Raw genomic sequence first — 25029 nt, forward strand, 5'->3', positions numbered from 1 at the left:
TTTTTGGTAAAATTATCTATTTGAATTTAGAGAACTTGCCGCCACGTCTATGCTCAACTAAATCAATAGAGCCAAGAACTATATGAGCAAGACCAAAACCTACTACTCCTGCTGCTACCATTGGAGCCATTCCTACCATTACCATCGTAGCTCCAGCGCCTGTTACTACTGTACCTAAAGCTGTTGGAATTACTCCTTCTCTCATTTCACAAAGCACCTCCATTATTAGGGTTTAGGGAAATGTGAATTTTTAATTACTTACAAAATTAAAAAACAGCTAAAGTTCATTTTTATTTCTTTATTATTTTGTGTAGTTTTTAAAAATTTATTATAGTAATATAGCTGATTTAAGGTTTATATTATGCTAAAAATAAAGTACATTACATGACTTGGTAAACTACAACGGTTGTACTGTAAAATGGAAAAAATTCAATGGGTTTAATAAAAAGCAGGGAAACAGTGTTTTTCAATTAATTGCTAAGCTACGGGAGTATTTGATAAACTACCTTTGCTCTCTCCTCAGAGGGATAGGCTTCAATTGACTTAATACACACGATGGATATGGTATTTTTTATGGGCAAATCTTCTTTTGATAGAACTTTTAGCCCATTATTTTTTGAATCAAGATAATAAACCTTCATTGGAACTTTATTATCTATATCCAGCTTATTATATTCACATAATTTGACATCAGATAAAAATTCGTACTTTTCACCAGGAGTTTGGAAAATAGTATTAAGATTTTCAAGAAATTTATCCGAGACTTTTGTGAGTTCATCCATGCTAATATGTTCTTCAATATTTACTGAGTCTTTCTTAAGTGGACATATAGTAATATCAATCGTATCACCAGAATCACCTAAGAAAAATTCTTCTAATCTTCCTGATTTCTTTTTTACATAAAAAGAGGTCATGGATCTGATTATTTTGCCATCCTTAGAAAGCTCCAATGAAAAGGAATTTAATCTAGCATCCCCATTTATGGAAGCAGTTTTCTTAATATGTTCCCACTGTTTTTCAAAAGAAAAAGTTTCAAGTTTAACACTAGGAATAGTTTTATGTCTAGGAATCCTATAATATTTTAAAATTGCTGTACTAGCAAAGAGTAGTATTATAAAAGTGATGATTATATATCTTTTCTTTATTTTCATAAGGACACCTCCTTAATTATTAGACCTGATGCTATTAATATGAAAGGTTATTTTATAAATCATAACATTAATAGAATTAAATTACAATATAGTATATAATATGATACCTGTATATTAAAATACTTGATTCTAGGTTATATTTGTTCTATTGTATATGTAATAAATACACAGGTAACATACTAGATATTGTGAGGAGAATGTATATGGAGAATAATCAAAGATATCCTAACTTAAAACAGTCAATTTTTCTAATAATTTATTATGAAATAATATCTATAGTACCCTACTTATTTGTTCTTATTATTGGTAGCATCTTTAACCTTTCAGATGAACATCCAATTTTAAATGGAATTATGCAAATAGGTACTCTTGGATTAACTCTTTTATGGTTAAAGAGAAAGAATAGATTAACTTTATCAAAGGATATGTTCTATATCAAAGGTATTTCTATATCTAAGTTTCTTGTTATTACTTTTACAACTCTAGGGCTTATTATTTGTCTAGGGAAGGTAGATGAATTGGTGCTAAAGATTATTCCAATGTCTGAGGAGGTTGGGGAGACTTTTACTAACCTATTTTCAGGGAAAGTAAGTTTAATTGGGTCTTTCATAGGTGCAGTAATTATTGCTCCTATTGTAGAAGAAGTATTATGCAGAGGTATTATACTAAAGGGATTTTTAAATAACTACTCCGCAAAGAGTGCCATTATATTTTCAGCATTAATTTGGGGAATACTTCATCTTAATATATGGCAATTTGTAGATGCTTTCCTAGCTGGGATATTTATAGGATGGATATTCTTGAAAACTAGATCTATTTTAGCTTGTATTTGGGTACATGCAGTCAACAACGGTTTTGCTATTTGTATTAATTATCTAAGTTTAAGAGAAGGTACTTTAGATTTTACAACTGCAGGAGATCAATCTATTTATATTACAATTGTAGGAGCAATAATTTTAGTAGTTGGTGCTGCTCTTTTAAAAAAGATGTACAATCAAGATAAGAAGGATAGGTCTATAAGTATGGGGATTTAGTTAGTAAGGGGGATAATAGCATGAGTAAATGTGTATTTAAGGTAAGTGTATCACCATTAGAGGCGCTGCATATAGTAAAAACTCAGCAGGATGCTGACTTAATACATGAAGAGATTCATGATTTAGGAAATAAAAAATATATAGGAACCTTGGTATTTGAAAAGTACTTCATGCGAGTAGGCAATAGGGCAGCTTTGGTGGTTACTAGTGATAATCTTAATGGGGAAACAGAAGTAAGGGCTATAGCAACAGGAAGTTCGGAGGGATTTTTCTTCAAGTTTGACTGGGGAGCAGCAGATGACTTTGCCATCAGCGTGAAGGAAATACTGAAGGATTATATTATAAAATAACACAGTAAGGAGAAGAAAATGAAAAACACAAATAAAATGAAATTAGATAAGCAAAAAAGAGAACAAATGATTAATGAAATAAAGACTTACTTTTCCAAGGAAAGAGATGAGGACTTAGGAGATTTAGGGGCTTCTTTGATTTTAGACTTTATTATAGAAAAATTAGCACCTGCGTTCTATAATCAGGGCGTATATGATGCATACCAATATATAAATGATAGGATGGATGATGTGTTGGGGTTGCAGAGGTAGAGGGGGATGTAGAGAAGAGTTAGAAAGAGAATTAGAAATTTATAAACATAATTTTAAAAGTAATATTAAATATAAACATATAATTAAAAGTGTGATACAATCTTATAGTACATTAACCATAACATTTTTATGTATTTAAATATAATTAATATTGTAATTGCTTATTGAACCGTAACATGGGATGTAGTTCAAGTTATTTTAATACAAATAATTTGAACCAAATAGGGTGTTAATCAATAATAAATATTGTAATTAGCATTGACTATAAATAATAATAGTATTATAGTAGTTATTAGGAGGGAATTACCAATGGCTAAAAGTTAATATAGATTTTATATTAATTTTTAGCCATTGGTATATAGTTGAAAAATCTGTAAATAATTAATGAGAGTATGGGGCAACAAGGTAGTATGATGTATTAAATTCAGTTTTAAAATGTATGTAATAAAAAGTCACTATTGATGAAGTAAAATATTAGTAATATAGTATTTATTAGGGGGTGGTATGTTGAATAATAAGATAAGAGTTAATGAATTAACTTTGAAAGTATTCTTATTAAAAAATATTCGGAGAGAAGATGCCTTAGAAAAGATATCAGAGCTCATAGATAAATCTTTAGCCAAAAACAAAAAGTTTTTGGAATTTCACACAAGCAATAAGTTTAAAAATTATACGTACAATTCCTTCTTTCCAGTAGAAACATCTACTAGGCTTTACAAAGAAGGAAATATATATTCTATAAAAATACGTACTATAGATGAAGAATTAGTAGATTATTTTAAAAAGAGCCTTGTAAATGAATATACAGATTATATAAAAGCATTAACAATAGAAAGTAAAATTATAGATAAAAGATATATAGAAAAAATATATTCTATAACACCTTGTATTATAAAAACAGATAAGGGTTACTGGAAAGGTAATTTATCAATAGACGAATTTGAAAGAAGGATAAAAGAGAATCTGATTAAAAAGTATAATAATTTTTTTGATATTAAATTAAATGAAGATTTTCAATTATTCAATATGATTAAGTTTGATAATCTTAAACCTATTTCCTGCAAGTATAAATCTATATCTATTTTAGGGGACAAGCTTACTTTAAATATTGCAGAAAATGAAACTGCTCAGGAATTGGCATACTTAGCCATAGGTACAGGTTTAGGTGAGATGGGATCGCGAGGGTTTGGTTTTTCAAATTATAAATGGCTCTAAGGAGGTGAGAGGGTGCTAGCGGATGTTATAAAAACCTTTAATAAGAAATATAAAGAAAAAGGTGATGCTTATATAACTGACTCCTATGTTCCAGCAGATGGAGAATATATAATTATTGATACTAGTGGAGAAGAATTTAATATACTTGATAGGATTAATATTAAACAAGATAAAAAGACAAAAGAAATTGATGGAACAAACCCGTATTTTGATTTTATACGCAAGGCAGATTATATGAGTAAACTTATAGACATGAATAAGCCAATTGACTCAAAAAAAATAATACATAGTAATAATTATTTAAGCTTTTTTGTAAAAAAAGAAAATGTAAACAATGGTAAGTTAAACAATAAAATCATAGATGATTATTACGATATATTGAAAAATCCATTACTTAAATATAATAAATCTAATGCGAAAAAACTCTATATAGAACTTGAAAATAAGAATGGTAAAGCTGATGAAAAGAGAATAGAGAAAATCAAAGAGTGGATTAAAAATAATATCTATGATTTAGTAGCTAAGGATAGCAAAGATAAAACATACTTAAAAATTTTCTTTGATTATGATTTAGAAGAATACAGAAAAGAAAGTGAGAAGTATATACTAACTAACATATATAATAGCAATGATTTCAATGTAACTATAGACGAGCATATCTACGGACTTCCAAATGATAATATGGGTTTAAACTCTAAAAAACCCTATCTAGAAAATAAAAGCAGAAAAACAAAAGTACCTTACTTATTATCCCAAGATGAAGTTTTAATACAAAAAAAATTCTTCGACTACTTAATGAATCAAGTATCCATAGGGAATACCAATATTTATATAAATGAAGATGACATAAAGCCACTTTCTAATGATAAAACATTAAATGAAGATTTTAGTGGTTATTATTTAAGAATAAAAAAAGGCAAAGAGGTTGAAATTCATGATTTTGATACCATAGGACTTTATAAATCTAAAATTGATCCATTAAGCTTAATAAATGCTTTGCAACTTGAAAAATCAAAAATCAACTACGGAAATATATATACCTTAGATAACTTAAAAAATATAATAAATGAAGTATTTTTCAGTAAATTTTTAGCTTCAAATTATTTTACTGAAGCAAAAGACTTAAATATAAATGATATTAGCTTAAAGAGGAATTTACTGTTAGCAAGAACAACTTTGTTTAGATGGTTTTATAAAGGCAATTGGAATAGCGTATGGAAGGTATTGGACACTACTAGTTTAGATTTAATAAAAGGTTCAATAAATAATGGATATTTATCAAAAGCTAGTGAGCAGTTTAACTTAAGAATTTCTTTAAAAAGTTATTTTGGAGGAGGGAAAAACATGGCTGATGTTTTAATGAATGTTAAAAATTCATTGAGAGAAAAAATAAGTCAAAATCAAACGGCGTCTATAGAGAATGATAGAGAGTATTATTTTGCTGTGGGACAATTAGCTAGCTATTTTATCTCGTTAAGCAAAAGTAAAAAGAAGGTACATTCTCTAGCTAATCCAATTATCAATGCTAAAACAGATAAAAGAATAAAAGAGCAATTAGAAAGAATGTTTAATAAGTATAATTATGATATTGATGATCGTATCAAGAAATTTAAGAACTTATATGCAATGACTGTATCTTATGAGCCTGATGGAAAAATTGAAAAAGACTTAATTATAGCTGGATATTTACATAGTAACTTAATTTATGAAAAGTCAATTGAGGAGGAGAATTAAGATGAATAAGAGAGTATACGGAATTTTAGGTATAGCTTCAAGAATGGGTAACTGGAATGCTGATTTTACTGGATATCCAAAGACCATCTCTTCAGGGGAGGTTTTTGGAAGTGATAAAGCTTTTAAATATCCTATGAAAAAGATGTGGGAACAGCAAGGAGAAAAAGTTTTATATATAAAATCAGTAAAGCTGCAAGAAAAAGAAGTTAAAAAAGGAAATAAAAAAGAGATAGTAGTAGAACTTATACCAAGATCTCTTAAAGAGAGATATGAATATATTTTCAATGAAGAAGACCTAAAAGAGAGCAAGGATAGTAAAAAGGTTCTAGAAAATTTATTTAGTGCTATTGATGTTAAGAACTTTGGGGCTACCTTCGCTGAAGAAGGAAATAACATTTCCATAACTGGAGCTGTTCAAATTGGTCAAGGGTTTAATAAATATGATGAAACTAATGCAGAAGAGCAGCAAATACTTTCTCCTTTTAGGGATGCTTCAGAAAAGCCCGACAAAAAGAAGGATAAAAATAATGATGAAGAAGATGAAAAAAAGGAAGCTAAAGCATCTACATTAGGGTCTAAAATAGTTAGTAATGAAGCTCATTACTTTTACCCATTTACTATAAATCCATTTGCATACAATCAATTTAAGGAGCTTGGAGTTACAAAAGGTTATACAGAAGAAGATTATAAGAAATTTAAAGAGGCGTCATTAGTGGCAGCCACATCTTTTAGCACAAATTCAAAAATAGGCTGTGAAAATGAGTTTGCACTATTTGTAGAAACAGAACCTGATTTATATCTTCCAGACCTATCTCAATATGTTGATTTTCAAAAGGAGGAAGATAAAAATACTATAATATTAAAATGTGATGAGCTTTTTAACAGATTAAAAGATAGAATTAGAAATATAGAAATTTACTATAACCCATATACTACAGTAATTGAAGCTGATATAGAAAATGCTAAGAAATTCAATATTTTCACTAAAGAAGAGGTATAAAAATGGATGCTTTAAAATTTACCTTAAGTGGAAAAACAGCTTTCTTCAAAAAGCCTGATGTTAACACTTACTATTACTTCACTTATGGTAATATCCATAAAGTAGCCTTATTAGGTATGTTGGGAGCTATAAGAGGATATAAAGGATATAATCAGCAAGAGGCTGAAGGGACAACATATCCGGAGTTTTATGAAAAACTTAAGGATATTAAGGTTGGAATAGTTCCTAAAAATGAAAATGGATACATTCCTAAGAAAGTTCAAGTATTTAATAATTCAGTAGGTTATGCTTCAAAAGAAATGGGAGGGAACCTGATTGTTAAAGAGCAATGGCTAGAAAGCCCGAAGTGGGACATATATATTCTTATCCAAGGAGAAGCTGAAAAAGAATTAGTAGACAGAATATTAAATTTCAGGACTAGCTATATACCTTACTTGGGGAAAAATAACCATATTGCTGATATTAAAGAAGTTGAACTTATTAGAAATATTGAGAAAGTAAGTAATGTAAGTAAGATATATAGTCTATTTATAAAACATAATTTTAAACCTTTGGTAGTTGAAGATGAATTTGATGATGAATATATTTTTCCATATAAATATGAAGAGATGCTTCCAATAGGTTTAGAAGAAACAACTAATAAATATAATTTAGAAACTTTCATATATACTAATTCAAAATTAGAATGTATAAAGGATTCGCTAGTATATGATTGTAATGGAAATATAATATTTTTCTTTTAGTGTTTTAGGAGGGGAAACCCTCCTTATTATTAGATAAAGGAATGAAGAGAAATGTATTTTGATGGAGTAAATAAATTTAATTTAGAAGGATTGATAGAAAATAGTAATAAGATTTATGCTCATATTATAGATGAGAAAAAAGAAAGATTAAAAGAACATATGGATTTAGCGTTAGAGTATTTATACAAGATAATCTCAAGTAAAAATCTAGATAATGTATTTTTAAACTTTCAAAATAGATTTATAAAAAGTTTTAGCCCAGAAGGAAAATTACTATACAAGGAAATGCTTCTTAATACGATATATATGCACGATCTAGGAAAGATAAATTGTAACTTCCAATATCTGAAGATGAATAATAAAGAATTCAAAGATGCTGTAAATTTAAATTTCAATAACTCAAATCACTCCATGCTTTCTTCTTTAATATATTTAAATCATTATTTCTCCAAAATAAATCAACACCACATTAAGAGTGAACAAAATACTTTAAGAATATTTATGTTAATAAATTCCTACATAATATCAAAACATCATGGTAACCTGGATAGTTTTAATGAGTTTAAAGAAAAATTTTTAAGTGATGATGGAGAAGGTAAAAAATTATACACAGATGAGCTTTCAATATTTGAAAGCCTATATAAAGAAAATGTAATATTTAAGGTAAAGCCGGAGTGGCTTAAAGTATTATTTAAAAAAGTTGAAGAAGGTTTATCAAATAAAGAAAAAGAACAGAAGGGCATTTCTTTGGATTTTTATATCTATGGAAGATTTTTAAGTTCCCTATTATTAGGCTGTGACTATTATTCCACATCTCACTTTATAAATAAAAAAGAGGTAGAAAGTCTAGGAGAAATAACTAATATAGATAAGTTTTATAAGATTTTTAGAGATACAGAAATTCATGAAGGAATAAGAAAATATGAAGAAGAGAGCTATGGCAAGAAGGAAGATCTAAGGGAAGTAAAAGACATTAATATACTTAGAAATGAAATGTTTCTAGATGCAGAAAAAAGTTTCTTAAGAAATATTGATAAAGATATATTTTATCTAGAGGCTCCAACTGGCAGCGGCAAAAGTAATGTAAGTCTAAATTTAAGTTTTAGAATGATAGAAAATAATGAATTTATAAACAAGATATTTTATGTATATCCTTTTAATACCCTAGTAGAACAAAATATAAGTACTTTAGAGAAAATATTTAAAAACAGCCATGTTATGAAAGACATAGCCATAATAAATTCAGTAGTACCAATAAAAACAAAGAAAAAACACGAAGAAGACATAGATAAAAATGAGGATAGCTATGCGATAAATTATGAAGAGGCTCTACTTGATAGGCAGTTTTTACATTATCCACTGATTTTAACTACTCATGTAAGTATATTTAATTATCTATTTGGAACTTCTAAAGACAACTTATTCCCTTTAGCACAAATGGCAAATAGTATTGTGATATTAGATGAAATACAAAGTTACAAAAATAGCATTTGGAAAGAGATAATAACATTTTTAAAGCACTACTCAGAACTTCTAAATACAAAATTTGTAATAATGTCAGCCACACTACCAAATCTAAATAAGCTCATAGAAGGTGAAATTGAAACAGTAGATTTAATAGACAATAGAGAAAAATATTTCAGTAATCCAATATTTAAAGATAGAGTAGAATTAGACTTTTTTCTATTGGAAGTAGAAGAAAATGTACTAGATATGTTATTAGCACATGTTATTAAAACATCAAGTGAAAATAAGAAAGATATATTAATTGAATTTATAAGTAAAGATAGGGCAATGGAGTTTTTCAATGAGTTAAATGAATATAATAACTCTTTAAAAGGTAGTGAAAAGAAACAGATAGAGCTTATGACAGGAGACGATAATAGCATAGATAGAAATACTATTATAAATAAAATTAAGGATGAAAAAAGAACTGAAAAAATAATTTTGGTAGCTACACAAGTTATAGAGGCTGGAGTTGATATAGACATGGATATAGGATATAAGGATATATCTATGCTAGATTCAGAAGAACAATTTTTAGGAAGAGTTAATCGTTCCTGCAAAAAGCCAGGGTGCAAAGTGTATTTCTTTGATTTAGACTCTGCTGCTAGCATCTATAGAAATGACGTTAGAAAAGAAAAAAGTATAAATTTAAAATCTGAAAACATAAGGAAAATACTTAAGGATAAGAATTTTGAGAAATTTTATGATTATGTTTTAGAACACTTAAATAAAGAAGCAAATAAATGTAATGAAAAGAATTTTAATGATTTTATTAGTAACTCTGTTAATAAGTTAGACTTTAAAGAAGTAGAAGAAAGAATGAAACTTATAGACGAAAATTATGAATACAGTGTATTTCTAAATAGAACAATAACATTAGAAGATGGGGATTTACTAGAAGGTGAAAAGGTTTGGTCTGAGTATATCAATTTATTGAAAGATAGTAGTCTAGGCTATGCGGAAAGGAAAGTAAAATTATCCGAAATTACATCTAAGCTAAATTATTTTATATATAAAGTAAAAAATAATGACTTTACTTATGAAGAGAGAGTGGGAGACTTGTACTACATACATGATGGAGAAAAGTATTTTAAGAATGGAAAATTTGATAGAAAAAGTTTTAAAAGTGGTATAGGAGATTTTATTTAAATTAATTAAAGATGCTAAGGTTTTTTAGGAGGATTTATGAAAGTAAATGGTACACTAATTAATTATTATTTTCATTGCAAAAGACAATGTTGGTTGCATGGAAATAGGGTTAACTTAGAGGATAACAGTCAGGATGTAAAAATAGGAAAAGCTATTCATGAAGTGAAAAGTCAGAAAAGTAAACAATCAGAGATTAGTATTGATAATATAAAAATCGATAAACTTACATCAGAATATTTAACAGAAATAAAGAAATCTGACGCAGATATAGAAGCTAGCAAATGGCAAGTGTTATTATATTTAAAAGTACTAAAAGATAAAGGAATAGAGAGAAAAGGAAAACTAGAATTTGTGGAAAAAAACAAAACTAAAAATACAATCATTGTCGAGTTAGACGATAAAAATTTAATAGAATTAGAGAATATAAAAAATAACATTGAAAACTTGTTATTAGAAGAGGATGCACCAAAAGTTATTAATGAAGCCAAGTGTAAAAAATGTGCATACTTTGAATATTGCTATATTTAGGAGGAAGAAATGGGGAGCACCAGATACATTACATCTATGGGGGAGTTAACAAGAAAAGATAACTCTCTATGTTTTAGAAAAGATAATAAAAATGTTTATATACCGGTAGAAAACACAAGAGAAATTTATTGCATGTCGGAAGTAAGTGTAAATAGTAAGCTTCTAGATTTTTTGGCCCAAAATAACATAGTTATGCACTTTTTTAACTATTATGAAGGTTATAGTGGTACTTTCTACCCAAGAGAGCAGTATAATAGTGGAAAAATATTAGTTAAGCAAGTGGAGGCTTATAGCAATAAGAGGCTGTTAGTAGCTAAAGCTATAGTAGAAGCTATTGGAGAAAATATATACGAGGTTCTATACCATTATTATAAACATGATAAAAAGGAAGTTAAAGGAACTATTGATTGGATAAGAAGGTATATGAAAATAAATCTTGATAAAGCCAGTGATATTAAACAAGTAATGCAAGTAGAGGGTGAAACTTGGCAAAGATTTTATGGGGAGTTTAAGCATATACTTCCAGAAGATTTTATTATGAATAAGAGGGTAAAAAGACCTCCTGATAATCCTATAAACGCCCTTATTTCTTTTGGAAATACATTACTATATGGAAAAACCATAACAACAATATATAACACCCATTTAGATCAAAGAATAAGCTTTCTACATGAACCTTCAGAAGGAAGATTTTCTCTTAGCTTAGATATAAGTGAATCCTTTAAACCTGTTTTGGTTTTTAAAACTATATTTGATTTAGTTAACAATAAAAAACTTCAGGTAGCCAAGCATTTTGATAAGAAGGTGAATTATTGTCTGCTTAATGATGAAGGAAGAAAGATATTCATAACTGCTTTTGAAGAAAGATTGGAAAGTGTATTTCTACATGAAAAGCTTAGAAGAAAGGTAACATATAGAACTGCTATAAAGTTAGATTGTTATAAGCTTATTAAGTTTATATTAGAAGATAAGGAATTTAAACCTTTCAGTATAAAGGAGAAGATGTAGATGGGTAAAAATCTTAACTATAATTATGCATTTCTCTTTTATGATGTTAAAGAAAAAAGAGTAAACAGGGTATTCAAAGTGTGTAAAAAATATTTATCTCATTTTCAGAAGTCTGTTTTTAGAGGAGAGATAACACCAGCAAATCTTATTTTATTGAAAAAAGACTTGAAAAAAGTAATAGATGAAAATGAAGATTTTGTTTGTATTATAAAGTTAATGAATAATAATATTTATGGAGAAGAAGTGTTAGGAAACAAGCAAAATAATACAGGTGAAGATCTAATAATATAAAATAGTAAGATTTTTACCAGGTTATATAATTTCAAAACCACATGAAATATACTGAATATAAGCAGCTAAAGTGGTTTTACATAAGAAATATGATTTTTATAAATTAACTTGGTAAAAATCTATGGAAACATTGACTAATACTAAGTTTTTAATATAAATTTGAATATAAGAATGGCTTAGTTTCCATGGGGTTGAACATCAACATAAGATGTATTTAAATAGTAATCTTTCTTTTGGCTCTGCTTCTTTCTTACTCGTTGAACATCAACATAAGATGTATTTAAATAATTCATCTTGATTGAATAGATCCTCTACTGTTTCGTTGAACATCAACATAAGATGTATTTAAATTGTAGAGTTAATTTCTTACACATTTTTCTAAGCTGGTTGAACATCAACATAAGATGTATTTAAATGAACACATTTTTATTCCTCTTCCACCATAATTGCTGTTGAACATCAACATAAGATGTATTTAAATCTAAAAAAGAAATTGAAGAACTCTATAAGAATTACAGTTGAACATCAACATAAGATGTATTTAAATTTTGCTACAACCTCAGTTACATATCTCCTAGTACCGGTTGAACATCAACATAAGATGTATTTAAATACGATGTTGTAAGTCTATAGGCATAATTCAAAGATAGTTGAACATCAACATAAGATGTATTTAAATGAAAATGAAAGGCTAAAAGAAAGGCTACAGATAAGCCGTTGAACATCAACATAAGATGTATTTAAATTTAGCTTTGTTTTTAAGTACCCAGTAATATAAATTGGTTGAACATCAACATAAGATGTATTTAAATCATTATAATAACCAGTACTAGACAATCCTTGTTTTGTTGAACATCAACATAAGATGTATTTAAATACATGAGAAAGCTAATTGAAAAGATATTCTTTGCTAGTTGAACATCAACATAAGATGTATTTAAATCTCTTATAATACTTGTTATTAAAGTCGGTACTGGAAGTTGAACATCAACATAAGATGTATTTAAATAAGATATATAAATATTACGGTGGAAAAGGTGTAAAGGTTGAACATCAACATAAGATGTATTTAAATAAGAATCCATTGAGTTCCATGTATTTAATTAATTCGTTGAACATCAACATAAGATGTATTTAAATTAAACAGCTTATATTGTGTCTGTATAGCTTCGTTTGTTGAACATCAACATAAGATGTATTTAAATCTAATAATATTGCTACTAAGTGGTAATTTATCATCTGTTGAACATCAACATAAGATGTATTTAAATCTTATAGAGATTTGGTTAAAAACATAAGACAAGAAGCGTTGAACATCAACATAAGATGTATTTAAATAACGGTAAATTTAAGCCTACTAATAAACCTATTAGGTTGAACATCAACATAAGATGTATTTAAATGAAACTCTAACGCTCATATCAAAACCATATTTGTAAGTTGAACATCAACATAAGATGTATTTAAATATAAATCTTCGCTGAATACCATTTGTAGTATCTTGTTGAACATCAACATAAGATGTATTTAAATGTGTAATAGAGCTTACGAACACTATCTAGATGATTGTTGAACATCAACATAAGATGTATTTAAATGTAGATTAGAAAATATAGAAAAGTATAAGGTAACTGGTTGAACATCAACATAAGATGTATTTAAATTAAAAATACACTTAAATTCCTCCCTAAATTAAATGTTGAACATCAACATAAGATGTATTTAAATTTTAAAATTTTAATAATGTTACTCATATTTACCTCCGTTGAACATCAACATAAGATGTATTTAAATGTAAGTGATTTAGCACGTTGAGCCGACATTTCATTGTTGAACATCAACATAAGATGTATTTAAATCCTAAGAAAATACAAAGAATGATAGGGTGTAGTGGTTGAACATCAACATAAGATGTATTTAAATTAGTACTCGTCACCATCATATATGAACTCTCCACAAGTTGAACATCAACATAAGATGTATTTAAATCGGCGTAATTGATACTGATTTACTTGAAATTGTTCGGTTGAACATCAACATAAGATGTATTTAAATTGGTCAAGCGGAATGTTTGAGGAAGAAATGAATAAGTTGAACATCAACATAAGATGTATTTAAATGAAGCAATCTCCATCAGAAATCCTTGGAAAACCCGTTGAACATCAACATAAGATGTATTTAAATTCTGGTAACATTAGAACATGGTAGTTTCCTTGAAAGTTGAACATCAACATAAGATGTATTTAAATAGGTTCATATGTTACTTCAATAAGCTCCTTATCCTTGTTGAACATCAACATAAGATGTATTTAAATGATAAAGCGACTAAGGCAGAAGTTGGAACACTAACAGTTGAACATCAACATAAGATGTATTTAAATAGATCCTGCTTCCGGTGGAGGTAAAAAGAATGACTAGTTGAACATCAACATAAGATGTATTTAAATCGGATTGATTAAAGGCGTAAATAAGGCTAGTGCATGTTGAACATCAACATAAGATGTATTTAAATAGAAGTGGGCATAAAATGTGTGTCGATTTAAATGGTGTTGAACATCAACATAAGATGTATTTAAATCCAGTTTGTTTATATAATTCTTCAACCTCTTGGTTTAGTTGAACATCAACATAAGATGTATTTAAATGAATATATAGTAATACCAGTTGGAAGCAATTTTATTGTTGAACATCAACATAAGATGTATTTAAATTAAATTTTTAAGTCATGTATTTTTAATTTCTTATCCGTTGAACATCAACATAAGATGTATTTAAATTATGCTAAAACCTCCTTTAGTTTATTATTATAGCGTTGAACATCAACATAAGATGTATTTAAATTGGCTGGCGGAACTGCATTAAACTTTACTAATATTCCGTTGAACATCAACATAAGATGTATTTAAATTTAGAGATTAAAAATATATTGAATATGAGCTATAAAGTTGAACATCAACATAAGATGTATTTAAATATTAATGCCATAATTGCATAATTAGCTAAATCAAGTTGAACATCAACATAAGATGTATTTAAATGAATAAAATGCTAAACTTAAAGACATTTGTGGTTCTGTTGAACATCAACATAAGATGTATTTAAATCCAACTTGTTATTGTCAATAAAAATTCCTCAAAAATGGGACTAAAAATTCCCCACTTTAGATAAAAAATTATTTGTGACTTTCGTCACAGGAGATTTCTTTTAATATACTTTCTCTTTGTTTCATCCTATAACTCTCACCTTTTATAACTACAAAGTGGCAATGATGTATGAATCTATCTAAGATAGCAGTAGCTAAAACTGGATCATAAAAAATCCTTCCCCATTCATCAAAAACCTTATTTGTAGTAATGATAATAGAGCCATTTTCATATCTTCGAGCGATAATTTCATAAAAATCATCTACATTGCTTTGTGTGAGCTTTTTTAAACCTAGCTCATCTAATATTAGTAAATCTGGTGATATGTACTTCTTTATTTTTGAGTTAAAAGAGTTATCTGCTCTAGACATATACAGCTCTTCGAGCATTTGGTTAACTGTAGTAAATAGAACATTATATCCTTGGGCGATAGCCTTAAAACCTAAAGCTATCGCTAAATGAGTTTTGCCAGTTCCGGGTGGGCCAATAAATGCTATATTCTCTTTTTTTCTTATAAATTCACAAGTCCCTAAATTATAAATAAATCTTTTATTAACCGTAGGTTGATAATTAAAATTATATTCTTCCAAAGATTTATGTTGTGGGAACTTTGCCTTAGAAATTCTCTTAGTATTACCATTATTTTTTCTGTTTAATACCTCGTCATTTATCAATAACTCAATAAACTCCATGAAAGATAAATTATCTTTTATGGCTTCTTCATTCCTCATATCGATGGTTTTAATCACCCCTGAGAGTTTCAAATCTTTTAGTTTAGATAAAAGTAAATCATTCATTCTTTCCTACTCCCCCTGATAGTAATTTATTATATTCATGCAAACTTCTTGCGATTTCTGTAGCTTCAGAGTTAACATAGCTTTGGGCTGGTATCTCATCACAAACTACACCTTTATCACAGATGTTTTTTATCATTTTATAACTTATAGCATTAAATGTTATAGCTCTTTTACAGGCTTCATTTATAGTTCCACTATCATATTTTTTTCTTAAAGAGAGTACTCCAGAAATTGCTCTATAGTCATATTTTCTATTTTTAAGATTGGTATTTAAGTATTTCTCATAAAATTCCAGTGCATGAATTCCTATTTCACTCATTTCTAATTTTTGTCTTGACAAAATGTCCTTAATAGAGATATTCTTACTTCTAGGATAGTGGTTTATATCTGTTATAAAGTTGCCCTTTTCATTGGTCTGCAAACTATGGAGGGCGATTTCTTTTTCGGATAAAAATATCCTTAAAAGTCCATTCATTTCTATTACTTTAACAGTTTGTCCGATAAACCCATAAGGTACAGAATAGTAATTACCTTTATAGGAGATATGGCAGTTTGTATTTACAAGACACTCACTGCTGTGAGATAGGACGAAGTCCTCAATTGGTAGGGATGATAATCTATTCTTTTCTGTAGATGTGAATACTTCTATTGGTGTTTTTTTAGTAGTTCCATGTATTCTTTTATTTGCAATATTATCAAGCCACTCTTTTAGGAAAGTCTTTGCTTCGTCAGCATCCTTAAATTCTCTTCCTTTAAAGCAATTATTTTTTACATATTTAACAGATGATTCAACTTTTCCTTTATCCGTAGGAGTATAAACTCTGCAGGGCTCCGCCCAAAATCCATAATAAGATGCAAATACAGCATATTCTTTTTGAATTACAGGCTCATAGAAGTCGGTTTCTAAAATACCAGCCTTCAAGTTATCAATTTTTATATTTTGTGGGATGCCTCCAAAATACTTAAAAGCAGCCTTATGGCACTCAATAAAGGTCTTAACGCTTTGGTCAAATACTATTTGAACGTACATATACCTTGAATAGCTTAATGTCATTACAAAGATCCAAGCTTTTTTATATGTGTTATTTATTTTTAAAGTCCCTATATAACCAAAGTCTACCTGAGCTTCTTCACCAGGCTGCGAATGAAGAACCATGTATACCTTAGAAGGGATATCCTTTATTGTTTTAACATATTTTTTAACAGTGTCATAACCTCCATCAAAGTTAAAATCTCTTATTAAGTCTTGATGTATTCTTTTGGCCGTCAGGCCTTTATTTGCTTGAATTTGAATATATTCCTTATGTGGATCTAAAATTGATGGCCTAGTCTTTTTAATAACCTCACCTTCGGTTTCTATTGCTGTCAAAACCTTTCTTACAGTCTTCCTATCAATTTTTAACATCCTTGATATTTGAGACTTATTCAATCCTTTTTTATAAAGTGTTTCAATTGTTGTATGCATTGCTATCCCCAACATATCCTTTCCTCCTATGTACTTGTTAAAATAATTTAACTACATAGGACAATATTTTTAAAGATAGGTGGGGATTTTTTAATCCCATAAGTGGGTATTTTTATATTACCATTAACACAACTAGTGCAGGACCTGTAAATGGTTTAGCTTGTTGAACATCAACATAAGATGTATTTAAATTTTACCCAACCTGTAGATAATATAGTTACATTAGATGTTGAACATCAACATAAGATGTATTTAAATCCTACTTTCTAAAGTTTTGGTATCCGTATAGTAAAGGTTGAACATCAACATAATATGTATTTAAATAGACTTATCTTATCCCCTGATCTAATAGTGTTTATGTTGAACATCAACATAAGATGTATTTAAATAAGTCAAATAACAGGAGGTTTGACATATGAAAACAGTTGAACATCAACATAAGATGTATTTAAATAAGAAAATCTTCTTCTGTTCTTTGTGGATTCTTCTTGTTGAACATCAACATAAGATGTATTTAAATAAGATTCTATTACCAACATGTACATATGTAAGGTGTTGAACATCAACATAAGATGTATTTAAATTATCTAACATAAGGTATATAATCGGGTATATCTTCTAAGTTGAACATCAACATAAGATGTATTTAAATTTACTCATTCCCGTTCCTAAATCCACATATATGTTCGTTGAACATCAACATAAGATGTATTTAAATGTTACAATTGTTGAATTCCCTGTACTGTTTATTAGAGTTGAACATCAACATAAGATGTATTTAAATCCAGCACCAGTAACTATTCCAAGTTTACTAAGGCCATGTTGAACATCAACATAAGATGTATTTAAATGTGTATAGCCTTGTTCCTCTGCTTGTTTTTCTAAGTTGAACATCAACATAAGATGTATTTAAATTTTATGCTTTGTCCAACATTTGTTGACAAGTCATTTAGTTGAACATCAACATAAGATGTATTTAAATTCAATCAAAATTATTGCATTGGTTATACCAATTAATGTTGAACATCAACATAAGATGTATTTAAATGTTTAACTAAATCTTTAGTATATTTAGTAGACCTGTTGAACATCAACATAAGATGTATTTAAATAAAATTAGTTAAACGTCAGAAAACAATTTTGAAAAAGTTGAACATCAACATAAGATGTATTTAAATTTAGCTTTATGAAGTCCAAATCCTGTTGTAAGTACTGTTGAACATCAACATAAGATGTATTTAAATGGAGCTTCCTCAAATTCAAGAGGAAGTTCTTGTTTTGTTGAACATCAACATAAGATGTATTTAAATTCTTTATCCTTGGTTTGAGATATATTGACATATAGTTGAACATCAACATAAGATGTATTTAAATGATCCTAAATCATCTATTATTAATAAATCTGCATTGGTTGAACATCAACATAAGATGTATATAAATTTATGAGTTAGAACCTTATTATAAATGCTATGATATTAAAAATGAAATAAGGATTAAAAATCATACCTATATATAATTATATTCCCTAAAACTATAACTTTTAGATACTTACTTTCTAATCATTAGTATTGAATTTTATTTTTAGATTATAATGATAATTGAATTTCTTAACTATATAAGTAGATAAACATATAATTGTACGGAACTATTAGGAGTTTATGATATTAGCTAAATATACTAATGTAAAATTTGTATATATGAGAACTTCATAGTATATACTTAAAATTTTCAAAATTTAAATTTGATATTAAAAATTCAATTTTTAAATCTAATAAATCAAAAACAAACCACCGCCATCAAACTTTAAGTTAGTATTCTTCAACTATATTCTTAACTTAGTATTCTTTAGACTAAAAAACTGTCGCATAAGAAATGTAAGTTATGTCATATCAAAAGACACCATTTTGTCGCATTAGATATGACAAAAAAGTCTGAAAAAAATATAGCGAGTTAAGATTCAACTGAGTTTAGTATTTCATATAAATTATTTGGCACGGTAGCTTGTCTCAGAAGAAGGCTTTCTAGTTTATCAAAGTCATAGTTCCTTTGATGAAAATCATTAAAGGAATCTTCTTTTTTATTCCAATTATTTTGAGGCTTAAAGTTATATTTTGGTAGATTATTATTAGATTTATTTTCTAATCCTTTATAAATATAGCTCAATTCACTATGTACATTGTCATGTTTTCTAGCATTAGTGCTATCAATACTAGCATTAGTATTAGCACTAGCAGAACTATCAATATTATCATTAATATCTTTGTTCACCTCAGATTTAGAAGAACTCAACTCATAAACATTACTAATAGAACCTCTTCTTTTTACAGTTATAAGGCCGCAGTCACATAACTCCTTTAATGATCTCTGTACAGTTCTAACACTTTTATTAAGTTTTTCTGATAAAGTCTTTTGAGATGGAAAGCAGGTAGTTTTATTGTTAAAGCAATAGCTTTTTAGAATACAATATAATTTAAAAGCTTGTCCACTTAATTCTAAATTTAAAATTTCATTTTGTATCATTGTAAAGTTTGTCATATTAATCCCCTCCAATAGGCAAATATGCACTTGTAAGAAAATATCTACATAAACAGAGTTCTTGGCTTCAGAGGGAGTTCTTACTCACACTGAAGCTTAGAAATCGTTATCCAGGGACGTAGCCGCTCTTTACTCCCACTTTGAATAAGATGGGAGTATTAGAGCGGGTAGTCATCGGATAAAATTTAAATTTAGTGTTTATCCTAGTATAAAAGGCTTATGATTATTTGATTAATTTTTATGAAAAATATGTAAGGAAATATATAACATGTGGAAACATAATATAACTATGTATTATAATAAAAAAGGAAAGTAAATTTATTAAATAATTTTTAGAGGGGTTGTTCATATTTTGATGATTAATACTCACAGGTTAATTGGTGACAATATAATTAAATATTGTAATAATAAAAACATATATTTAATTAATAGTTCAAAGTTTATATGGGGAAATGCTAAACCGGACTTTGTACCTAAATATACTTTTAAGAAACATTACTTTAATGAAAGTATAGATATGGTATTAGAAAAAATAAAATATTTATCACTATTTTCATCAAAAGAATTTTATTCTAAGCAAGTAATTGAAAAGTTTAGTGAAGAACTTGGGGTTTTATGCCACTTTTTATGTGACTTCTTTTGTGCACCTCATTATTATAGATGGGAGTTTAAAAGTCCTAATGCTATAAAAAACCATGTAATGTATGAAAATGAATTAGCTAAAGTAGCTAAAAAGTTTATACCAACTGTTATAATAAATGAGACTTTAGATTTAGAAAATATCAAAGATTTTATACTACAATTACAAAAGCAATATGATGGAACACTAGATTGTAATAATGATTTGACATTTTCCTATTATGTTTGTGGAAGTATATTAGCTATGATTCTAAATAGTGCAGTTGAAAATAATAATATAATATCTAATGTAATTTAAAATAGTTATGGATATTGGGTTCTTTATGCAATATTAATTGAAAGAAAGGAATAATTATATATAGATGAATGTATTTTTTTTCATATTAACAAATAACATAGTGCCAATTTTCGTACTAATTATAATTGGATATTTAATGAATAGGAAGTTTAACCTGGATATATTTACTTTAACTAAACTGAATTTTTATATATTTGTACCGGCATTTACTTTTGTAAATCTTTATATTACTAAAATTCATTTGGAAATGGTAAAAGTTATGATTATAACAGCTTTAATTTTAATCATAAATACCTTATTATCCTCTATAGTTGCTAAAAAAAGAAAGTATAATAAAGGTATGAAAAATGCTTTTGCCAATTCAATTATGTTTTACAATTCAGGGAATATAGGTATTCCTCTAATGACTCTAGTATTTAGCAGTGCTCCATTTATAATAAATGGACAAAAGCCATATTTAAGTGTTGCACTAACTGCTCAAATAATGGTTTTAGTAATACAAGATATTACAACCAATACATTAGGGTTTGTAAATGCTGGACAGGCTAATACTCATTGGAGAGAATCTTTTATTAAAGTTTTAAAGATGCCTTCAATTTATATAATACCATTAGCTTTTATATTAAAACTTATACCTTATGATATGACTAATATACCTATTTGGCCAGCCTTTGAATATGCTTCAAAGGGACTTGTGCCAGTTGCCTTAATTACATTGGGAGTTCAGCTTTCTAAGACATCTATTAAGCTTAAAAATATAGAGGTATATATAGCTTCAGCTATAAGACTTTTAGTTGGACCTATTATAGGATTCATTCTTGTGAAAGTATTTGCTGTAGAGGGGATCATAGCTCAAGTTATAATGATTTCTTCAGCTTTACCTACTGCAGTTAATAGCGCTTTAATTGCAGTTGAATGTGATAATTACCCTGATTTTGCTTCTCAAGTGGTAATGACTTCTACACTATTTGGAGCTATAACTCTTGTTTTTGTAATATATATAGCAAGAATTTTATTTCCAGTGTAATTAATTTGGTATAATTGCCAAGATATGATATAATTTAGATTGAAATAAATTAAATGGAGGGTAAACATGAGCATATCAGTTAGTTCATACATTCGAGATTATCTGAGTGTAGTATGCAATATAACATTCACTTTTGGATACCAAGGGGAAAGTGCGTCCAAAATTGAATATATTGTGAATTGACTGAAGATATAATCCTTCAAACTTAGAATAGAACATTTAATATAAACAATAGTAATGATGCCTAAGTGGAAATATATCTGCTTAGGCTTTTTTGCGCGCATTTTGGTGGGAGGGAATAGAAAATGAATTGATATACTAAAAAATTAACGGGGGAAACTTTTTATGAAAATAGATAAACGCAAGTTAGAATCAAACATAATTAAAAATTATATTTTTATTTTTTTAAGTAGATTAGATTTAACTCAAGGAATATGGATGATATATTTAGCCACAAAAGGAATGAGCTTAAGCAAGATTGGAGCTTTAGAGGGGATTTTCCACTTAGTATCTTTTTCTATGGAAGTGCCTACAGGTGCCATTGCTGATTTGTGGGGAAGAAAGATTAGCAGGATACTTGGAAGATTACTATCAATGATAAGTGTGATAGTGTTGATAGTATCTAATAGTTTTTATATGTTTGCCTTGTCCTTTGGAATTTTGGCAATATCCTTTAATTTGGAATCAGGAGCTGGAGAGGCATTAATCTATGATTCTTTAAAAGTAATAGGTAAGGAAGAAGATTATATAAAAATTAATGGCAAAAATGAAATGTTTATGCAGATAGGTAGTGTTGCAGCTTTGATTTTAGGAGGATATTTAGGATCAAAGGATTATTTATTGGCCTTTGGGGTCAGTGCTATAATAGCCGTAATAACTTTTATAGAAGCTTTTACCTTTATTGAGCCTGTAGAAATTGAAGAGGATGAAATAATTAAAAAAGCTAAAAAAGAATCTGAAAATTTACTGTTAAGTCAGATTGCTGAAAGTATAAAGATATTTAAAGATAATAAAAAAGTTGGATTTCTAATTATTTTTGTTAATATAATATCATTATTTGTAACAAGCTTGTTTTATTATTTGCAAAATTACTGGAAAGCTCAAGGCAGCTCAGAGTTTAAAATAGGAATTTGCCTATCAATTGCATCTTTATTAGCAGGAATGGTAGCTACAAAAGTATATAAGCTGGGAGAAATATTAAAGGAAAAGGGAATAATTATTTTTATGCCTATAGTAGTTGTACTATCCATTTGGGGAATTGCATTAACCAATGCATCTGAAGTTTTCTATGTAATAATTGGAATTGCAGATTCAATTGTTTGTGTAACTACAGGGGATTATATTAATAAATTAATTCCTAGCAAAAGCAGAGCTACTATTTTATCTTTTCAAAGTATGATATTTAGTTTTTTTATGATACTACTGTTTCCTTTGATAGGGAAAATAGGAGATGCAACTTCTTTAAATACATCTTTTATATTTATGGCGGTAGTAGGAAGTGTATTAGTTATAATAAATATTTATATTTTGTTGTCAAATACAAGTACATCTGAAAGTTAGCCTCCACTATTTGGAATGTTCAAACAAATTGATATAAGGCCGTTTTTCTGATAAAATCTTATTATTGTATATAAATTTATATCAAGTTAAGAAGGGGGATTTTAATGCTTAATTTTTTGCAGAAGATGATTTCAGTAAGTAATACAATACTGTGGTCTTATGTTCTTATTGTATTGCTTATAGCATTAGGACTATATTTTACTATTAAGTCTAATTTTGTACAGTTTAGATTTTTTGGTGAGATGTTCAGGCTATTAGGGGAAGGAGCAATAAAATCTGTTTCAGATGATGGAGAAGAACGTAAAGGAGTTTCGTCTTTCCAAGCTTTTTGTATCAGTACTGCCTCTAGAGTAGGCACAGGAAACCTTGCAGGAGTAGCTATTGCAATTTCCTTAGGAGGACCTGGTGCAGTATTTTGGATGTGGATTATTGCGTTAGTAGGAGCTGGTTCAAGCTTTGTTGAAAGTACTTTAGCTCAAATATATAAAACTAAAGATAAACATGGTTTTAGAGGGGGCCCTGCTTACTATATGGAGAAGGCCCTAAATAAAAGATGGCTTGGAGTTATCTTTTCAATTCTTATAACTGTATCTTTTGGACTTGTATTTAATTCCGTACAAGCTAATACAATTTCTTTTGCCTTTGAGCAAGCTTTCGGAGTTAAAAGACTTATAGTTGGATTAGTTGTAACAGGACTTACAGCTATTATAATATTTGGAGGAATAAAAAGAGTTGCTAAGGTTGCAGAAGTAATAGTTCCAGTTATGGCTATAGCTTATATCTTAGTTGCATTATTCGTTGTATCAAAGAATATAACACATATACCATCAGTATTTGCCCTTATTTTTACCAATGCTTTTGGAATAAAAGCTGTAGCTGGTGGAGGAATAGGCGGAGCTATTATGATGGGTATTAAAAGAGGACTTTTCTCAAATGAAGCAGGTATGGGAAGTGCCCCTAATGCTGCAGCAACAGCTGATGTAACTCACCCTGTAAAGCAAGGACTTATTCAAACTTTAGGAGTATTTACTGATACACTTTTAATTTGCAGTTGTACAGCTTTCATTGTTTTAATTTCAGGAGTGTACACAAATACTAACTTAGAAGGAATACAATTAACCCAAAGTGCTTTAAGCTCTCAAGTAGGTCCTTGGGGAAACACTTTCATAGCAATATGTATTTTCTTATTTGCATTTAGCTCTGTAGTAGGAAATTACTATTATGGAGAGACAAATATAGAGTTCTTAAATGGAAGTAAGGTATGGTTATTTGTATATAGATTAGCTGTAATTGGTATGGTTATATTTGGATCTGTAGCTAAAATTCAAATTGTTTGGGATATGGCTGATTTATTTATGGGTGTAATGGCTATAATAAATCTAATTTCAATTTCAAGATTAAGTAAAATAGCTTTTATAGCATTAAAAGATTATGATAGACAGAAAAAAGAAGGAAAAAATCCTGTATTTACTGCAGATGTGATTCCTGGTCTAAAGAATGCTGAGTGCTGGGAAGTAAATGATATATCTGAACAAATTTCTTAGTATAAAATAGGCGAGGAATAATATAGGTGCTGTTTCAAAATAACTTTTAAAAATTATTTT

Annotated in this window: 20 protein-coding genes and 2 CRISPR repeat arrays; of the genes, 15 read left to right on the forward strand and 5 right to left on the reverse strand. The window is 28.3% G+C overall.

What is annotated here, in order from left to right:
- Window positions 1-16 precede the first annotated feature (16 nt).
- The gene (locus tag ACWW38_RS10575) at window positions 17-205 is read right to left on the reverse strand and encodes an asparagine synthase (protein ID WP_456257515.1); all 189 of its coding nucleotides are present in this window, start codon (window positions 203-205) and stop codon (window positions 17-19) included.
- A gap of 277 nt (window positions 206-482) precedes the next feature.
- Window positions 483-1151, reverse strand: a complete 669-nt coding sequence (locus tag ACWW38_RS10580) for a hypothetical protein (RefSeq protein ID WP_456257516.1) — start codon at window positions 1149-1151, stop codon at window positions 483-485.
- 203 nt (window positions 1152-1354) lie between these two features.
- Here ACWW38_RS10580 and ACWW38_RS10585 point away from each other — a divergent pair, with 203 nt between their 5' ends.
- The 11 genes from ACWW38_RS10585 to cas2 all read left to right on the forward strand — a co-directional run bounded on the left by ACWW38_RS10585 (window position 1355) and on the right by cas2 (window position 11961).
- Window positions 1355-2185, forward strand: a complete 831-nt coding sequence (locus ACWW38_RS10585; RefSeq protein WP_456257517.1) for a CPBP family intramembrane glutamic endopeptidase — start codon at window positions 1355-1357, stop codon at window positions 2183-2185.
- 20 nt (window positions 2186-2205) lie between these two features.
- Window positions 2206-2535: a DUF6054 family protein gene (locus ACWW38_RS10590; protein WP_456257518.1), complete on the forward strand. Its 330-nt coding sequence runs from the start codon at window positions 2206-2208 to the stop codon at window positions 2533-2535.
- An 18-nt stretch (window positions 2536-2553) separates the two neighbouring features.
- Window positions 2554-2787, forward strand: a complete 234-nt coding sequence (locus ACWW38_RS10595; RefSeq protein ID WP_456257519.1) for a DUF2164 domain-containing protein — start codon at window positions 2554-2556, stop codon at window positions 2785-2787.
- 507 nt (window positions 2788-3294) lie between these two features.
- Window positions 3295-4002, forward strand: coding sequence for a CRISPR-associated endoribonuclease Cas6 (cas6, locus tag ACWW38_RS10600; RefSeq protein WP_456257520.1), 708 nt, complete (start codon window positions 3295-3297; stop codon window positions 4000-4002).
- A 12-nt stretch (window positions 4003-4014) separates the two neighbouring features.
- Complete coding sequence (gene cas8b, locus ACWW38_RS10605) at window positions 4015-5736, forward strand: type I-B CRISPR-associated protein Cas8b/Csh1 (RefSeq protein WP_456257521.1); 1722 nt, start codon at window positions 4015-4017, stop codon at window positions 5734-5736.
- A gap of 1 nt (window position 5737) precedes the next feature.
- On the forward strand, window positions 5738-6736 hold the full coding sequence (locus tag ACWW38_RS10610; protein WP_456257522.1) for a type I CRISPR-associated protein Cas7: 999 nt from the start codon (window positions 5738-5740) through the stop codon (window positions 6734-6736).
- Between the two features lie 2 nt (window positions 6737-6738).
- On the forward strand, window positions 6739-7479 hold the full coding sequence (cas5b, locus tag ACWW38_RS10615; RefSeq protein ID WP_456257523.1) for a type I-B CRISPR-associated protein Cas5b: 741 nt from the start codon (window positions 6739-6741) through the stop codon (window positions 7477-7479).
- A 51-nt stretch (window positions 7480-7530) separates the two neighbouring features.
- Window positions 7531-10134: a CRISPR-associated helicase Cas3' gene (cas3, locus tag ACWW38_RS10620; RefSeq protein ID WP_456257524.1), complete on the forward strand. Its 2604-nt coding sequence runs from the start codon at window positions 7531-7533 to the stop codon at window positions 10132-10134.
- Between the two features lie 36 nt (window positions 10135-10170).
- Entirely contained in the window at window positions 10171-10662 is a 492-nt protein-coding gene (locus ACWW38_RS10625; protein ID WP_456257525.1) for a CRISPR-associated protein Cas4, read from the forward strand.
- A gap of 9 nt (window positions 10663-10671) precedes the next feature.
- Entirely contained in the window at window positions 10672-11670 is a 999-nt protein-coding gene (gene cas1b / locus ACWW38_RS10630; RefSeq protein WP_456257526.1) for a type I-B CRISPR-associated endonuclease Cas1b, read from the forward strand.
- Window positions 11671-11961 carry a CRISPR-associated endonuclease Cas2 gene (gene cas2 / locus ACWW38_RS10635; protein ID WP_456257527.1) on the forward strand — a complete coding sequence of 97 codons (291 nt, stop codon included), beginning with the start codon at window positions 11671-11673 and terminating at the stop codon, window positions 11959-11961. It begins immediately after the preceding gene.
- A gap of 190 nt (window positions 11962-12151) precedes the next feature.
- A CRISPR array of direct repeats spans window positions 12152-15065; the repeat unit is 30 nt; unit sequence GTTGAACATCAACATAAGATGTATTTAAAT.
- A 68-nt stretch (window positions 15066-15133) separates the two neighbouring features.
- Here the strand turns inward: cas2 and istB are convergent.
- The 3 genes from istB to ACWW38_RS10650 all read right to left on the reverse strand — a co-directional run bounded on the left by istB (window position 15134) and on the right by ACWW38_RS10650 (window position 19901).
- The gene (istB, locus tag ACWW38_RS10640; protein ID WP_456257365.1) at window positions 15134-15901 is read right to left on the reverse strand and encodes an IS21-like element helper ATPase IstB; all 768 of its coding nucleotides are present in this window, start codon (window positions 15899-15901) and stop codon (window positions 15134-15136) included.
- Entirely contained in the window at window positions 15894-17366 is a 1473-nt protein-coding gene (gene istA, locus ACWW38_RS10645) for an IS21 family transposase (RefSeq protein WP_456260407.1), read from the reverse strand. The genes istB and istA overlap by 8 nt, the downstream gene beginning before the upstream one ends.
- Window positions 17367-17528: 162 nt before the next feature.
- Window positions 17529-18806: a CRISPR direct-repeat array (repeat unit 30 nt; unit sequence GTTGAACATCAACATAAGATGTATTTAAAT).
- 510 nt (window positions 18807-19316) lie between these two features.
- On the reverse strand, window positions 19317-19901 hold the full coding sequence (locus tag ACWW38_RS10650) for a helix-turn-helix domain-containing protein (protein ID WP_456257528.1): 585 nt from the start codon (window positions 19899-19901) through the stop codon (window positions 19317-19319).
- 355 nt (window positions 19902-20256) lie between these two features.
- Between ACWW38_RS10650 and ACWW38_RS10655 the strand changes: the two genes are divergently transcribed.
- The 4 genes from ACWW38_RS10655 to ACWW38_RS10670 all read left to right on the forward strand — a co-directional run bounded on the left by ACWW38_RS10655 (window position 20257) and on the right by ACWW38_RS10670 (window position 24969).
- Window positions 20257-20838 (forward strand): zinc dependent phospholipase C family protein, encoded by a 582-nt coding sequence (locus ACWW38_RS10655; protein WP_456260452.1) that lies wholly within the window; start codon window positions 20257-20259, stop codon window positions 20836-20838.
- 136 nt (window positions 20839-20974) lie between these two features.
- Window positions 20975-21865 carry an AEC family transporter gene (locus ACWW38_RS10660; protein ID WP_456257529.1) on the forward strand — a complete coding sequence of 297 codons (891 nt, stop codon included), beginning with the start codon at window positions 20975-20977 and terminating at the stop codon, window positions 21863-21865.
- A gap of 345 nt (window positions 21866-22210) precedes the next feature.
- Window positions 22211-23425 carry an MFS transporter gene (locus ACWW38_RS10665; protein ID WP_456257530.1) on the forward strand — a complete coding sequence of 405 codons (1215 nt, stop codon included), beginning with the start codon at window positions 22211-22213 and terminating at the stop codon, window positions 23423-23425.
- Window positions 23426-23529: 104 nt separating this feature from the next.
- Entirely contained in the window at window positions 23530-24969 is a 1440-nt protein-coding gene (locus tag ACWW38_RS10670; protein ID WP_456257531.1) for an alanine/glycine:cation symporter family protein, read from the forward strand.
- Window positions 24970-25029: the final 60 nt, after the last annotated feature.

It is taken from the genome of Clostridium sp. JNZ J1-5 (assembly GCF_053901425.1).

Excerpts from the sequence above, each read along its gene's own strand:
- cas2 (WP_456257527.1), top strand. The coding sequence starts at position 11,671 with ATGGGTAAAAATCTTAACTATAATTATGCATTTCTCTTTTATGATGTT.
- ACWW38_RS10655 (WP_456260452.1), top strand. The coding sequence starts at position 20,257 with ATGATTAATACTCACAGGTTAATTGGTGACAATATAATTAAATATTGT.
- ACWW38_RS10625 (WP_456257525.1), top strand. The coding sequence starts at position 10,171 with ATGAAAGTAAATGGTACACTAATTAATTATTATTTTCATTGCAAAAGA.
- ACWW38_RS10585 (WP_456257517.1), top strand. The coding sequence starts at position 1,355 with ATGGAGAATAATCAAAGATATCCTAACTTAAAACAGTCAATTTTTCTA.
- ACWW38_RS10580 (WP_456257516.1), bottom strand. The coding sequence starts at position 1,151 with ATGAAAATAAAGAAAAGATATATAATCATCACTTTTATAATACTACTC.
- cas1b (WP_456257526.1), top strand. The coding sequence starts at position 10,672 with ATGGGGAGCACCAGATACATTACATCTATGGGGGAGTTAACAAGAAAA.
- istA (WP_456260407.1), bottom strand. The coding sequence starts at position 17,366 with ATGCATACAACAATTGAAACACTTTATAAAAAAGGATTGAATAAGTCT.
- istB (WP_456257365.1), bottom strand. The coding sequence starts at position 15,901 with ATGAATGATTTACTTTTATCTAAACTAAAAGATTTGAAACTCTCAGGG.
- cas5b (WP_456257523.1), top strand. The coding sequence starts at position 6,739 with ATGGATGCTTTAAAATTTACCTTAAGTGGAAAAACAGCTTTCTTCAAA.
- ACWW38_RS10660 (WP_456257529.1), top strand. The coding sequence starts at position 20,975 with ATGAATAGGAAGTTTAACCTGGATATATTTACTTTAACTAAACTGAAT.
- ACWW38_RS10670 (WP_456257531.1), top strand. The coding sequence starts at position 23,530 with ATGCTTAATTTTTTGCAGAAGATGATTTCAGTAAGTAATACAATACTG.
- ACWW38_RS10595 (WP_456257519.1), top strand. The coding sequence starts at position 2,554 with ATGAAAAACACAAATAAAATGAAATTAGATAAGCAAAAAAGAGAACAA.
- ACWW38_RS10665 (WP_456257530.1), top strand. The coding sequence starts at position 22,211 with ATGAAAATAGATAAACGCAAGTTAGAATCAAACATAATTAAAAATTAT.
- ACWW38_RS10590 (WP_456257518.1), top strand. The coding sequence starts at position 2,206 with ATGAGTAAATGTGTATTTAAGGTAAGTGTATCACCATTAGAGGCGCTG.
- ACWW38_RS10575 (WP_456257515.1), bottom strand. The coding sequence starts at position 205 with ATGAGAGAAGGAGTAATTCCAACAGCTTTAGGTACAGTAGTAACAGGC.
- ACWW38_RS10610 (WP_456257522.1), top strand. The coding sequence starts at position 5,738 with ATGAATAAGAGAGTATACGGAATTTTAGGTATAGCTTCAAGAATGGGT.
- cas3 (WP_456257524.1), top strand. The coding sequence starts at position 7,531 with ATGTATTTTGATGGAGTAAATAAATTTAATTTAGAAGGATTGATAGAA.
- ACWW38_RS10650 (WP_456257528.1), bottom strand. The coding sequence starts at position 19,901 with ATGACAAACTTTACAATGATACAAAATGAAATTTTAAATTTAGAATTA.